We start from the raw sequence: 12,701 nt of genomic DNA on the forward strand, positions 1-12,701 counted from the left end.
AGATCAGACATGTTTACCGCTCGTTTTTCGAGCCGTGGATCATGCCGCCAACCGGAAATCAATGGGTCCTGAGCCTAGAGAATATCCAGAGCAATTCCTTCAAAGGGCATTCAACAGCCCTTTAAACGCCTCTGCCGCCCGCCCGATTTAAACGGTTCGGGCGGCGGATTTCCCGGTACTGCAATTTGAAGTGTCCCAAGGTCGGGGCGTCGCGAGCTGCCTTCCGTGCTGCTCCTGGCTTGGTTTTTTCCCAAAAAAGGGCCTATAAATCAGGGAATTTCGAAAAATGAGTTGCTGCAACGGGAAGTGTCCCGCACTGCAAAACGAAGTGTCCCGCCACACCGCCACAACAGCCACTGTTAGGAGACACTCGATATTGCAGTAACCGGAAGAGGCCGGATGAACCCGGAAGAAACCGGATGCGTCATATAAAAAAGGCCACTCAGAAGGAAGTGAGGCAAAAAGAGCCAGAAGTCTGTTTGTCCTTCAACACCCGCCGAAGAGGCCCCAATCGGGGCCTACACGCAAATCTGGGACACTTCCCGTTGCAAACCTTAAAGCGGACCCAATACCCCTGTTTAACAGCGTTTTGAGGCGTTCAAAGCGGCCAAGGCGGTAAGGCGCACGTTCCTCCGAACTCGGAACTAGCCTCGAAAATGCTGCTGACAGTTCCAAGAATGCGAAACACTCTTCAAAAACAGGAAGGTAGGCAGAAACAGCGCCCAGGATGAAGCACTCCAAACTTGGAACGGATTTCTGGCGCTTCTGCCGACGCGTTCGGCTGTCAACTTTCCTGCGCAGGAAGCGGAATCTACAAAGGCATTTGCGCAGCCACCACACGAGACCAAAGGCGCATTCGGCGCTTGCTGTAGCTCAATCGCTGCATCTACACTTGTAGTGTCTGCTCTGTGAGGTCTTACCTTTTACCCGAGGTAGTGTACCGTGTTGCTGGAACAAAAGGTCAAAATTCGCATGAATGAAAAGAAAGCTCAGCTGGAAATCAAAGAGCAAAGGCGCTCCGTTGGTTTCGACAGCTATGACATCACTATTAAACAGCTCATTGATATGGTCGCAGAGCAGGCTATCAACATCGCCCCATCATACCAACGTCACTTTGTATGGGATGCTAAACGGCAGTCTCAGCTAATCGAATCCTTTCTGCTGGGGATACCTGTTCCCAGTCTATTCATGGCGACAAACGACGACTCCACTTGGGAAGTCATTGACGGCCTCCAGCGCCTAACCACTCTTCTAAATTTCACGTACCCGCTCGATCAACACGGAGAAGCAGCGGGCGGTATCGAAGAGCTAAGACTGTCCGGGTTGGAGAAAATTCCGTCACTAAACGGGGCATATTTTCGAGATTTCAGCACTTCCATGAAGCTCAACTTCATGACGAGACCAGTACGGATAACGGTACTCAACGATCTCAGCGACCATCAGGTCAGATTTGACCTTTTCGAGAGACTTAATACGGGAGGTATCGTGCTTCATGAACAAGAAATTAGAAATTGCGTTTTCCAAGGTCGTTTTAACGATCTTATCAAAGAATGTGCTGAAGACGAAAGGCTGACAAAAGCGTTTAAACGGAGGGACCGTTCAACGCGAGGAAATCTTGAAGAACAAATTCTAAAATTCTTCGCCTACTACGAAAACCGGGAAAAATTCGTACATAGCGTTCGAGGCTTTCTGAACGACTACATGGAAGAAAAAACACAAAAATTTAGTAACGAGGGCAGCCTACGCAATCTTTTTGACAAGACCCTCGCAGTCATAGACCAAGAGCTACCGGACGGTGTGGTTAGACAGGACAGACCAAATACAACGCCGTTGGCTTTGTTCGAGTGTGTGATGGTCGCAGTCGGCGACCTCATATCAGAGGGCACGGAGATAGACGGGGGAGCTCTAAGGGCTGTCCTAGACAACGCGGAATTGAAAGCCCTGATGACAGGAGCGACCAACTCCAAACCAAGACTCCTTGCTAGGATCAATCTAGTGAAGAATAGTATTGCTGCCTGAATGTTCGATACCTTGGAAGCAGATATTCGCGAGCTATTTGTCGACTGTCAGCGTATGCTCATATACCTGCAAGGCCTGCCCAATGCGGGCTTGCACCCTGCACCGTTAGAAATCAGAAGCCTGCGCGGGCTTTGGCTCGTGAACCTCTATGGTGTGATGGAAAAGTCAGTGAACATGATCGCTGATGAAATTGTGAACTGCATAATCAATGACGCAGTTGCCAGTTCCTCTCTCAAACCTTCTCTACATGGTGTTTTTCACTTCCCCAAGATCCAAGCTCTAAAAAGCTGTGGTGACAGAGCTGTCATAGAAAAATCATTGGAACTATTGCGGGCGTCTCATTCAGCCGAAAATGTGAAGCTGTCAAGCAGTCCATTGCCAGACAAGCTACAGAACGTTGATGCCGAGACAATTTACTTACTGTGCGACCTGCTTTCACTAAAAGGCCACGAGATTGAGGTCGGACGTCGGGGCCGATTGAACAACTTAAAAGAACGTCGCAATGCCGTAGCTCACGGAAGGGAAACGCCACATTCTGTTGGCGGGAGATTTAACTTTGAGGGGCTTCAAGATCTCTTCAGAATAACTAGTGAAGAGGTCTTCAGCTTTATGACCCATTGCAAGGTTTATTGCGAAGATAAGGCCTATCTGAGCTAGTGCAATCGAGATCGACTGAGTTTGGCTAGGTTTGCGGCTAGCAAGTTGTGTCCATCAAGCCATCTGTTGAACGGTTCTCCTACGTCTTCTTCGAGCTGTGACCTGCCCTACCAGATTGGCACTGGCCCTATCGGTCCCCAAAAGTCCGATAAGGCCACTTATGTTATCTTTCGAAAACTGACGGAACCAGCCTAGGAGCTGCCGTCAGCCTTGCGCAAGGAACTGACCTTTGCAAAGTCAGGTCCAGGATGCATCGGGACCGAGCTGACCGGCCCTTTCCTGACCTTTCACAGACGGGCCACCGCTCTACAACAGCTTCACCAAAACGGCCATTCGTGCCGCCGTAAGGTACTATCCTGCAAGAACAGGTACGAGGCAAACTATTCCTGTTCGACGGAGGGTAGCGAGAGTGACAGGCAATGCAGTTGAAGAAAAAGGCCCCGGAATTCCGGGGCCTTTTTTACGTTTTGGAGTAGTGCGGCAAAGCCAAATCTCTAGAGCAAAGAGTCGCTGAATTCAAAGTTGTCGATAGTCAGATTAGTGCTTCCACCGAAATCGACGAGGACGTTGTCTCCGACCCGGAGCACACCTTCTTCATTGTCCATGATTAGCACCGGTCGAAATATGGATGTAATTGGCTCATCGTCGAAGAAAACTCGACCTTCAAACGCTTCCGAAAAGACAAGAGTATCCTTACCCTCCGAGAAATCAGTTATTTGGGCTAAAGTGCTAAAAGTGGAGACACTCAGATGGATCCTGTCATGACCGCCCCCGGTCCTAATGAGATCGGGTTGAGTATTGAACGAACCTTCTGAAACCACAACATTATCGTCACCCCCACCGAGGATAATTGTTTCACGGTGAAAGCCATTTGTGTAGACGATGTCATCGCCTCGACCAGTGTTGATGCGGGCACCGTCAGCCGATTGGTTAAGATAGACCTCATCATCACCGGAACCGGCGTTGACCCGCAGCGAGGCCCAGTTCGAGTTGATCCCGTAAGCATTAAAAAGGTCATTGCCACCTCCGAGATTGACAATGATTTCTCCGGCCCCTGAGCCCGTTGTGTCAACTAGTTCGACCTCTTCGTTCCTTCGGCTTCCTTGGATAGTAAGTGTGTCCGTGGAGTCACCAGAACCAGCTGCGTCTAGATCAAAGTGCCTTATCTCAGCTGAGACGCGATCCATAGCGAAGGTTCCGAGCCTAAGTGTGGTGGTTGCGTCAGTATCAATTTCTATGTCCAACTCGATTGTGTCTAAGCCGGCACCTCCGGAGAAATGGAGGTTTCTAGTAAACGAGTAACTCTCAGCACCTTGAAACGAAAAGTTCGGGCCTTCCAACACATCATCTCCCGCGTGTCCCCAGAAGCGATCTGAAAAGTCGCTTGAGTAGAAAATGAGGGTGTCATCTCCATCCCGACCATAAAGTGCCTCCCGCGTTGTGGAAGTCGCTGCGAGTTCGTCATCAAATCGAGTGCCGTTGATCCTTGGCATACCTTATCACTCCAAAAAACATTCGAACCAAACCCTACAAAGGAACGAACACTGGTCAAGCAGAAAGGGTCTTTCGCTGTTCGGCGCTCTCTTTAGGGGCAGGTTTCATAGTCAGCAGACCACCGCCGCCGCGAAAATGATGTCGGTTGGCCTATCACGGGGATTTTGCCTCCACCTCCGACTAGATGTTTCATATTGGTATCTGATCACAGGCTGCACTTCGCATGAATGTCGCATTTCGGCTGTGACCTGCCCCACCTGCCTTGCCCTATCGGCACCCGAAAGTCCGATAAGCACCCTTATGTTAAATCTGAACTTGGCCGCTACGCAGCGCCAGTCAGTCCCCATCCAACCCCTTCCCCCTCTAGGCCATAAGTCACGGCCAGGTCTCTATTCACTCTGGGATCGCATTTCATGCGAAAAGCCCGGTACTCCCTCCCGTCATCGTCGCAGACATAGCGGGCCGGTTCCCTGTAAACCCTATAACCAAATCGCCGAAGCAACGGCCCAAGCCCTGGAGGGGACAAGGAAATCAGTTCAGTCGCCCCCATCGTGGAAGCCGCTTCACAGAGGCCCGCAACGACGAGCTTCGTCTCAATTGAGGGGAGTTCCTGGTCTGCTTGAGTTTCGTCCATGACGAAGCGGGTGCATTCCCATGTCTCGTTCGTTTCTGGGTATTCAGAGAGTAGCCCTCCGGGAATGCCCGGCAGCTTTCCTTCTGAAGCATCTTTCAGCATGTAGGACCATTTGTCGTCGCTGCTCCGGCATGAGGAGGCCCGCGCACCTGCAACCACCCCTCCTTGGTTCGTCACCACTGAATAGATCGCGCCAGTCCGATCGTACTGGTCTTTCTCCAGGCCGCCGAAGTGGTGCAAAGACCAGCCAAGTTCGTCCACGAGCTTTCGCTTACGCAGCGCTAGAAAGCCCAAAAACTCCTTTTCAAATCTGCATCGCTCATCAAAAGAAAAAACATGTAGTCGCACGGCGTTCTCCTGTTTGGAGTACCATGTTCAAAGAGCCTCAGCCTATTGGAATTGGGAAAAGTCAGATCAGCCCGAATTTTATGACTTTTGATATCAGCTGTGCGCTGTTCTTCGCATCCAGCGAAATCATTGCACTTCTTCGCCTTGACCGAACCGTCTCAATCTTCACATTCAGCCGAATGGATATCTCTTCATCTCGGCATCCGCTGCACATCAGGCAAAGGACATCTTTTACCCCGCTGCTGAGTTGACTTGGTTGCCCTTCTTCCAGTTGCAATCCGTGAAGCCCCAACAGAGCCGCACGCGCGACGCAGAGTTCGTTCTTGTTCCACTCAGGCCCCGAACAGCTAAGGATTGAGGTCGTGCCATCAAGGCTAAATGCAAGGGTGTTTCCTTCAGTAAGACCGTAGCTTGCGGCATCCGCGAAAAACGCCTTCGTGTCCGGGTAGAGGCGCTCTAGGCCCTTCCAGGTAATATGGCCCGTACTACACAGCCCATATTGAATTGTCGGATCAACCAAAAGGTATGATGCTTCCACATATCGGTCCACCCATGCCCGCTCGTAGCTGCTGTGGACAAAACTCGGCTCCCCCGCATCGTTGAAGCCAACGCCAACAGAAAAGCCCTTCTGTGAAATCTCTTCCAGAGACTTCAAAAGAACACCCCGAATATCATTTCTCATATTGTGAACCACACGCCTGGTATGCAAGTTATGTCATTGATACCGCATAGGGCGATTATCACAAGTGATATTTTTTAATCGAGCAGGTTCATGAAATCAAATACAATAACTGCGGCAACCCTTGAAAAGCTCCTGCGTGCGGTAGCAAGAGCCAATCAAGGAGAGCCGGGCAAAGGCACCTTCCTGTTTAGAAAATTTGTAAGAGAGGTTGAGTTAGCGCGCCCTGGCGCTGTCGATGAGCCTGGTGACTAACTGTGCATCTTCCTCTGGGAGATCCGCAGCCTTTTCCAAAATGCTACGCTCGTCTGCGCTCGGATCACCTGAAAACAGATACGCCATATCTATTTTTGCGACTTCGCAAATACGCAAGACCCTCGCCACGGTCGGATTAAAACGTCCGTTCAAAACCTTACTGACATACTCTGCGTTGTACCCAGCCGCAGCCGATACCTCGTCATAGTCGAGGCCTCGGTCATCAAGCGCCTGGCGTAGACGCTTACGCCAACGATCATCGTCCTCGCCATCGGCGGGTCGCAAGTTCTGTGTAGGTCCAACCATGCGAACATCATACATGGAATTATAATTCCCGCAATTGGAAACATAAGTCCCACCACGCGCCCCGATCAGCACGCGAATAGAAATATACTTCTATTTTATCGCCCTCAGACCTTGCATTACTAGAACTTTACTTCTATCGTACCGAAGTACTGGAGGGAACGACCGTGACGAAAACAACAATATCCCAACTGAGTGGACGCCAGTTCGCAGACCTCCTGCAAACGGAAGTCGAGGCAGCTAATCGGGGCTTGGGAAGGCTGTCGTATGAGGAACTTGGGCGTTCCTGCGGCTTTTCGGGAAAGTGGCTTCGCAAGCTGGCCAAAGAGCCCGGCAACCCGTCTTCCCTCACAATTCGGTCGGTTCTTTTGACGCTCGGATACGAGGTAAGCGATCCCGACCAAGACGTCCTGCCTCACCTAATAAGGAAGGGTTGTTTCAGCGAGGATCTTCACGGCCCGGCCCGCCGGCGTCGCCAGCTTACCGCAAGCGATGTCCCTGCATCCTCTCGAAGCAGAGAGGCTACTAGCTGATGACCAGTGAACACAGCAACTCTTCTGGCCGTGACCGTGTGCCTGCTCGCCACGGAATGGCCCAACTCCCCGGCGGTCACGGGGGTGTCCAGCCGGGGTCTTTTTATTCCCACCCGCCACTCACGGGGGACGGTCCCAGCCTTGCCGCATTTCTGGCGGGCTGGGGCCAACGCTTCCGTGCGCTGTGGCCCTGCTGGCAAGACCTCGCTGGTGACGTAACCGGCTGCCTTTGCTGGATCGCCTTGCTCGGTTTCCTTCTGTTTGGAGCGCTCCTGAAATGAACGCAGAGACTTTCGATTTCCCGATGCCCTCGCATGACCGCGTCGCAGCATTGATCGACGCCGCAAAGGAGTACTGCGCAGCGCGTGAAGCCTTTGCCAAGGCCGACCAGGCAATGGGTTCGGAGCGTCATGCCGTGGGGCCTCATTGTGATGAGCTGGACGCTGCTGCGGATCAGCTCGGCGCTACCCAACAGCGGGTCGCAGACCTTGCCCTGGCTCTGACATCGGACGGCACCTTTGACGCCTATTGCGAATTGCTGGCCGCCGAAACGGCAGGCCGCCCCTGATGACCGGCGCGCAGATCATAACGGGCGTTTTCAAGCCCGATGCGCGCCAGACCTCCACCGGCCACGTCGCAGAGAACGGCGGGCCATCCCTGCAACTTTCTGATTTTCAACGAGATGGAAAACCCCCGATGACCTCTCAAAATTGGCTGAACATTCAATCACTTTCGATTTCTGACATTCAGGTCGAAGAGCGCCTGAGAACGGCTTCTCCTACTGCAGTCGCTAGTATCCTTTCCTCCATTCACGAGGTCGGCAGCATCCTGAAGCCGCTGTTGGTCCGCAAGGTTAAGGACGGATACCGGCTGATTGACGGGCTGCACCGCCTGACCGCCGCACAAGAGGCAGGCCTAGAAGAGGTCCCCGTCAGGGTGACCGAATGCACCAACGACGAGGCAATCCGCATGGAGGTGGATGCCAACCTGGCTGGTGCCCCTCTGACCCCGCTGGATATGGCCGTTTTCCTGGCAGAGCATAAAAAGCTCTATGAATTGGACAACCCAGAGGCAACGAGGGCGTATAAAGCCGCCCACGCAAGGCGCGCGGATCATACTGACATAATGTCAGTACGATCGTTCGCCGCCAACGCTGCCGAAGTGTTTGGCAAGGGGGAACGCCAGATTTTCCGCCTGATCAGCGTCGGGCAAAGCCTGTCCGTTGACGAGATCGCCCAGCTTCGCAGCGCACCGAAGAAGGTGCAGTTCAAGGATCTGGAACAGATCGCCAAATGCGGCGAAGCGGCAGACCGCAGCGCGATCTGCGCCGCCCTGGGCAAGGGCGAGGCAAAGAGCGCCAAAGAGGTTCTGGACCGGAAAAAGGCCCCAGGTGCGACGGTCCAGTCAGGACCGGACGCGCAGGCGGGAAAGATCGGCGATGCCTTCGCAAGGGCCTCCAAAGCCGCCCGGCTGCAGTTTGTCCGTGTTCACCGCGAGGCTCTGCAGGCACTTCTGGCCGAAACCGAGGCCCAGACAGACACAGCGGGCGAGGTTGTGTCGTTCTCCACCAAGCGGGAGGCGGCGCAATGACCGACAATCTGTCCCCCAAACAGGAATGGTGGTCGGCGGCCGATATTGCCGACGCGCGCCTGCCCGGCCTGCCCGGCTCTGTGCGCGGTGTGAATGCCTATGCCGCGCGCGAAGGCTGGACCAAAGACCTGGCCAATCTACAGCGGCGTCCAGGGCGCGGCGGCGGGTTGCTGTTCCACTGGTCTCTGCTGCCTTTGGACGCCCGTTTGAAGCTGCTTCACACGGACGTTAAAGCCCCTGATGAACGCCCTGACCGGACAACCGCCTGGCTGGCCTATGAACGGCTGCCCCAGAAGAAGAAAGATGATGCAAAGCGGCGGCTGAATGCCCTGAACAAGGTGGAGCTGCTGAACGGCAGCGGCACCACGCACGTGCTGTCGGTCGAGGTGGTCGCGGCGGAGATGAACGTCAGCCCCCGCACCCTCTATAACTGGATTGCCCTGGTTGAAGGTGTTGCCGATGCGGATCGGCTCGCCTACGTGGCGCCGCAGCCGCCAAAGAAACGCACGAAAAGGGAAGACCGCGCCCAATACAGGCCCTTCATGGATTGGCTGAAAAGCGCGTACCTGCGGCTGGAAGGCCCCGATTTCGCGCCTTGCTACCGATCTGCTGTGATCAAGGCCGAAAAGGAAGGCTGGCCCTACCCCATCCAGAAGACCGCCAAGCGTTGGATTGATGCCGAGGTACAGCGCACCACCCAGGTCTACATGCGCGAAGGTGAACGCGGATTGCAGCGGTGTTATCCCGCGCAGATCCGGGACCGTTCTGGCCTTCATGCAATGGAAGCTGTCAACGCGGATTGCCACAAGATCGACGTCTTTGTTCGGTGGCCGGATGGCACCGTGAACCGCCCCCAGATCGTGGTGTTCCAGGATCTTTACTCGGGCAAGTTCCTCTCCTGGCGCGTCGATCACGACCCCAACAAGGTCATGGTGATGGCGGCCTTTGGTGAGATGGTGGACAACTGGGGCATTCCGAAACGTTGCCTGTTCGACAACGGCCACGAGTTCGCAAACAAATGGATGACCGCAGGCGCCCCGACCCGGTTCAGGTTCAAGATCCGCGAGGACGATCCGGTCGGGGTACTGCCGCTCCTGGGCATCAAGATGCACTGGGCGAACCTTGCAAGCGGACAATCCAAGCCTATCGAGCGGGGTTTCGGGGACGTTGCCAGGATCATCGCGAAGGATCCGCGCTTTTCCGGCGCATATGTCGGCAACCGCCCGACCGCCAAACCGGAAAACTACGGAAGCCGCGCCGTTCCCGCAGACGAATTCCTCGCAGTTCTGGAAGAAGGCATTGAAGAGCATAACGCCCGTACAGGGCGCCGCTCAGACACCGCAAAGGGACGCTCCTTTGATGAAACCTTTGCCGAGAGCTACGCCACCGCGCCGGTTCTGAAAGCGACAGAGGAACAGCGCAATCTCTGGCTGATGGGCCAAGACACGGCCAAGCTCCACAAGGAGAACGGCAGTCTGAAGTTCCACGGCAATGTCTACCACTGCGCCTGGATGAGCCAGGAGGCAAACCGCAAGATCGTGGTGCGATTTGACCCTGAGGATCTGCACAGCGGGGTCCACATCTACAGCACGGAAGGCGAGCATTTGGGCTTTGCCGAATGCCAGCAGAAGGTCGGCTTCTTCGATCTGGAAGGCGCACGAGCGACTGCCAAACGCAAGCGCCAGATCCGCAAGGCAGAACAGAGGCTGGCCGACCTTCACGCGCCGCTATCCCCGGATCAGCTTGCCGCCGATCTGAACAAAGACCGGCAGGAGACCACCGCGTTGATGGCCGAAAAGGTTGTGAAGCCGGTGTTTGCGAAATCCCCCAGGGCCTCGACCTTCCAGCAGCCATCTGACCCCAGGGCAGAGGCCGCGCAAGAGGCGCTCATCCTTGAGCTGGGCGCGAAGAAGAAGCCCACAAAGGCCAAAAAGCAGGAGCAATTCAAGGTGGCTGAAACGCAGGAAGAGCGGTTCGCCCAGGCACAGGACATCGAGCGTCGGCAGCAGCACGGCGAGCCAGTCGGGGAACGCGAAGCGGCCTGGCTGGAAGGCTACCAGAACCATTCGGAATACGAGGCAATGGCAGCCCTGATGCAGGCATTCGGCGGAAATAACGCCGGATAGATCACAAAAGAAAGCCGCCGCCCGGCTGGTCCCCAAGGCGACGGCAAAGATTGACTAGGAGCGATCATGACACAGACATTGGAAACCGGCAATAGCGTACAGCCGCTGACCAACGTCGCGAGAATGGCGACGTTGGTGAAAGAGCTGCAGAAGCGCCCCTTCGGGATGCCTGGTCTGGGTGTGTTCTTCGGATACCCCGGCTACGGCAAGACCTTCGGGGCGATCTTCTGCGCCACAACATTCGACGTCATCCACGTGTCGCTCCAGGGTGACTGGACCAAGAAGACGTTCCTGGAGCGGCTCCTGCTGGAACTCGGCCTACCTCCCAAACGGGTCGTCGCGGATATGGTTTTGCAAGCCTGCGAAGGGCTGGCAAAGGACGGTCGCACATTGATTGTTGACGAGGCCGACTATGCCTTCCGGCGCGGAATAATCGAGCTGATCCGCGACCTGCACGATGGATCGGACACCCCGGTTGTCATGATCGGAATGGAGGAGTTCCCCCAAAAACTGAAGCGGTACGAACTGATCGACAGCCGGGTCATGTCCTGGGTTGCCGCGCAGCCCGCGACCCTGAAAGACGCCACTTTGCTGGCTGGTGTCTATGCGGAAGGCATCGAGATCCACGACGATCTCCTGAACGAGATCCTCAAGCGCAACACGGGCAATGCCCGCCGCATGGTCGTGGATATGGCCCAGGTAAAAAGCGAGGCGGGCAAGCTCGGCCTGAACAGCATGTCATTGCAGGACTGGGGGGACATCAAGTTTCGCCAACAGGATGCACCTGCACCGCGTCGGGGGTTGAAATGGTAATGATCACCCCCCGCAACGCTGCCGAACAAGAGATCCTGGAGTTTATCCAGACCCGGCTGCGGTTCACGCAGAAGGAGGTTGCCACCTATTGCGAGGCCAGCGACTGGGTCCGCCAGAACTTCCTGCGCGCCCTGCAACGAAAGGGCGTCATCACCGAATGTGGGAAAGACCGCCATGCGCAGTTCTATACCGCCTGGGGCGCAGAAGAAGCGAAAGAGATTGTCGACGCTGCTAACGGCCAAGAGCTGGACACTGCTTGGGCGCAAGCGAGGCTGAGCAAGCTCCTGGCACGGATGCACCAGACGGAAGCCGCCATCGAGCTACCGACCGCCGAACCACGCGGCCCCGAGGAACAGGCCATCTGGAAATACATCTCCGATCGGACCTATTTCACCTCTGATGATGTGGCGTCCATCTGCGCATCGGAGACCATCAGAGCACGGTTCCTGGCCCGCCTGAAGCAAGCCGGAATAGTCAGGGTTTGGGGGCGCAGCCAGCGCAAGACCTTCCTGACCGTCAAGACGCAAGAGGAGGCCCGGAAAGACGCTGAAGGCAAGAGGCAGACCAAAGAGGGAGCAATCTGGTCAGCGATCCGCCTGCAGCGCCGTTTCCGTCCCGTCGATCTCTTTGCAGCCCTGTCCCCGGCGCGCCCGGACATTTCCCAGGTGTATATCCGGGACTACTGCAAGACCCTCCGGCTCGCGGGATATCTGCGCACAGCGGCGCGCACCCGCGTTCTGAAGAACGACACCCCCTTGGTGCTGACAAAGAACACCGGGCCGCTGCCGCCCAAGAAACGGAGCATGACGGTCGTCATCGACAGCAACGAAGACAAGATCGTCTATGCACCTGGAGGGCGTCTGTAATGAGCGACCGAATGATTGTGGCGAAGGATGCCTGGGGCGAGGAGCTTCCCGATTGGGTCGAAACCCTAGTGCGGGAATGCGATCAGTCTTCGCAGAACCAGGTGGCGGGAAAGCTGAAGGTCAGCGGGACCGTTGTCAGCCAGACCATCCGAAATGTCTACCCCGGCAGCATGACGACGGTCGAACAGCTGGTGCGCGACGTCTTCATGAACGCGCCTATTCACTGCCCCGCCCTGAAAAAGGAAATCCCCAGCGCCACCTGCCTGGACTACCGCCGCCGCGCTGAGACCTGGACCCACTCCAACCCCTTCCGCGTTCGGATGCAACGGGCCTGCCGGGCCTGCCCGAAGTTCAAGAAGCGAATTGATGAGAACTGACACGCAT

General features: G+C 55.5%; 12 protein-coding genes. 8 read left to right on the plus strand and 4 right to left on the minus strand.

What is annotated here, in order from left to right; all coding sequences use genetic code 11:
- The first annotated feature begins 942 nt into the window (after positions 1–942).
- Both PXK01_RS16515 and PXK01_RS16520 read left to right on the plus strand, forming a co-directional pair.
- Positions 943–2,019, plus strand: coding sequence for a DUF262 domain-containing protein (locus PXK01_RS16515; RefSeq protein ID WP_274860924.1), 1,077 nt, complete (start codon positions 943–945; stop codon positions 2,017–2,019).
- Complete coding sequence (locus PXK01_RS16520; protein WP_274860925.1) at positions 2,020–2,676, plus strand: HEPN domain-containing protein; 657 nt, start codon at positions 2,020–2,022, stop codon at positions 2,674–2,676.
- A gap of 494 nt (positions 2,677–3,170) precedes the next feature.
- Here the strand turns inward: PXK01_RS16520 and PXK01_RS16525 are convergent, their stop codons facing one another.
- From PXK01_RS16525 to PXK01_RS16540, 4 genes are all read right to left on the minus strand, one after another.
- Positions 3,171–4,169 carry a hypothetical protein gene (locus tag PXK01_RS16525; RefSeq protein WP_274860927.1) on the minus strand — a complete coding sequence of 333 codons (999 nt, stop codon included), beginning with the start codon at positions 4,167–4,169 and terminating at the stop codon, positions 3,171–3,173.
- A gap of 323 nt (positions 4,170–4,492) precedes the next feature.
- A complete protein-coding gene (locus PXK01_RS16530) occupies positions 4,493–5,152 on the minus strand; it encodes an acyl-homoserine-lactone synthase (RefSeq protein WP_274860929.1) in 660 nt (219 codons plus the stop codon).
- 61 nt (positions 5,153–5,213) lie between these two features.
- The gene (locus PXK01_RS16535) at positions 5,214–5,834 is read right to left on the minus strand and encodes a helix-turn-helix transcriptional regulator (protein WP_274860931.1); all 621 of its coding nucleotides are present in this window, start codon (positions 5,832–5,834) and stop codon (positions 5,214–5,216) included.
- 213 nt (positions 5,835–6,047) lie between these two features.
- Complete coding sequence (locus PXK01_RS16540) at positions 6,048–6,407, minus strand: helix-turn-helix domain-containing protein (RefSeq protein ID WP_274860933.1); 360 nt, start codon at positions 6,405–6,407, stop codon at positions 6,048–6,050.
- Between the two features lie 792 nt (positions 6,408–7,199).
- Here PXK01_RS16540 and PXK01_RS16545 point away from each other — a divergent pair.
- The 6 genes from PXK01_RS16545 to PXK01_RS16570 all read left to right on the plus strand — a co-directional run bounded on the left by PXK01_RS16545 (position 7,200) and on the right by PXK01_RS16570 (position 12,694).
- Positions 7,200–7,490 carry a hypothetical protein gene (locus PXK01_RS16545; RefSeq protein WP_274860934.1) on the plus strand — a complete coding sequence of 97 codons (291 nt, stop codon included), beginning with the start codon at positions 7,200–7,202 and terminating at the stop codon, positions 7,488–7,490.
- A gap of 128 nt (positions 7,491–7,618) precedes the next feature.
- Positions 7,619–8,512, plus strand: coding sequence for a ParB/RepB/Spo0J family partition protein (locus PXK01_RS16550; RefSeq protein ID WP_274860935.1), 894 nt, complete (start codon positions 7,619–7,621; stop codon positions 8,510–8,512).
- Entirely contained in the window at positions 8,509–10,638 is a 2,130-nt protein-coding gene (locus PXK01_RS16555) for a transposase domain-containing protein (protein WP_274860936.1), read from the plus strand. The genes PXK01_RS16550 and PXK01_RS16555 overlap by 4 nt, the downstream gene beginning before the upstream one ends.
- Before the next feature lie 66 nt (positions 10,639–10,704).
- Positions 10,705–11,451, plus strand: coding sequence for an AAA family ATPase (locus PXK01_RS16560; protein WP_274860937.1), 747 nt, complete (start codon positions 10,705–10,707; stop codon positions 11,449–11,451).
- On the plus strand, positions 11,451–12,317 hold the full coding sequence (locus PXK01_RS16565) for a hypothetical protein (RefSeq protein WP_274860938.1): 867 nt from the start codon (positions 11,451–11,453) through the stop codon (positions 12,315–12,317). The genes PXK01_RS16560 and PXK01_RS16565 overlap by 1 nt, the downstream gene beginning before the upstream one ends.
- Positions 12,317–12,694 carry a hypothetical protein gene (locus PXK01_RS16570; RefSeq protein WP_274860939.1) on the plus strand — a complete coding sequence of 126 codons (378 nt, stop codon included), beginning with the start codon at positions 12,317–12,319 and terminating at the stop codon, positions 12,692–12,694. The genes PXK01_RS16565 and PXK01_RS16570 overlap by 1 nt, the downstream gene beginning before the upstream one ends.
- The last annotated feature ends 7 nt before the right edge of the window (positions 12,695–12,701 follow it).

The organism is Phaeobacter sp. PT47_59, assembly GCF_028890025.1.
Classification (GTDB): Bacteria; Pseudomonadota; Alphaproteobacteria; order Rhodobacterales; family Rhodobacteraceae; genus Phycobacter.

Excerpts from the sequence above, each read along its gene's own strand:
- PXK01_RS16555 (WP_274860936.1), top strand. The coding sequence starts at position 8,509 with ATGACCGACAATCTGTCCCCCAAACAGGAATGGTGGTCGGCGGCCGAT.
- PXK01_RS16565 (WP_274860938.1), top strand. The coding sequence starts at position 11,451 with ATGATCACCCCCCGCAACGCTGCCGAACAAGAGATCCTGGAGTTTATC.
- PXK01_RS16540 (WP_274860933.1), bottom strand. The coding sequence starts at position 6,407 with ATGTATGATGTTCGCATGGTTGGACCTACACAGAACTTGCGACCCGCC.
- PXK01_RS16570 (WP_274860939.1), top strand. The coding sequence starts at position 12,317 with ATGAGCGACCGAATGATTGTGGCGAAGGATGCCTGGGGCGAGGAGCTT.
- PXK01_RS16525 (WP_274860927.1), bottom strand. The coding sequence starts at position 4,169 with ATGCCAAGGATCAACGGCACTCGATTTGATGACGAACTCGCAGCGACT.
- PXK01_RS16560 (WP_274860937.1), top strand. The coding sequence starts at position 10,705 with ATGACACAGACATTGGAAACCGGCAATAGCGTACAGCCGCTGACCAAC.
- PXK01_RS16545 (WP_274860934.1), top strand. The coding sequence starts at position 7,200 with ATGAACGCAGAGACTTTCGATTTCCCGATGCCCTCGCATGACCGCGTC.
- PXK01_RS16535 (WP_274860931.1), bottom strand. The coding sequence starts at position 5,834 with ATGAGAAATGATATTCGGGGTGTTCTTTTGAAGTCTCTGGAAGAGATT.
- PXK01_RS16550 (WP_274860935.1), top strand. The coding sequence starts at position 7,619 with ATGACCTCTCAAAATTGGCTGAACATTCAATCACTTTCGATTTCTGAC.
- PXK01_RS16520 (WP_274860925.1), top strand. The coding sequence starts at position 2,020 with ATGTTCGATACCTTGGAAGCAGATATTCGCGAGCTATTTGTCGACTGT.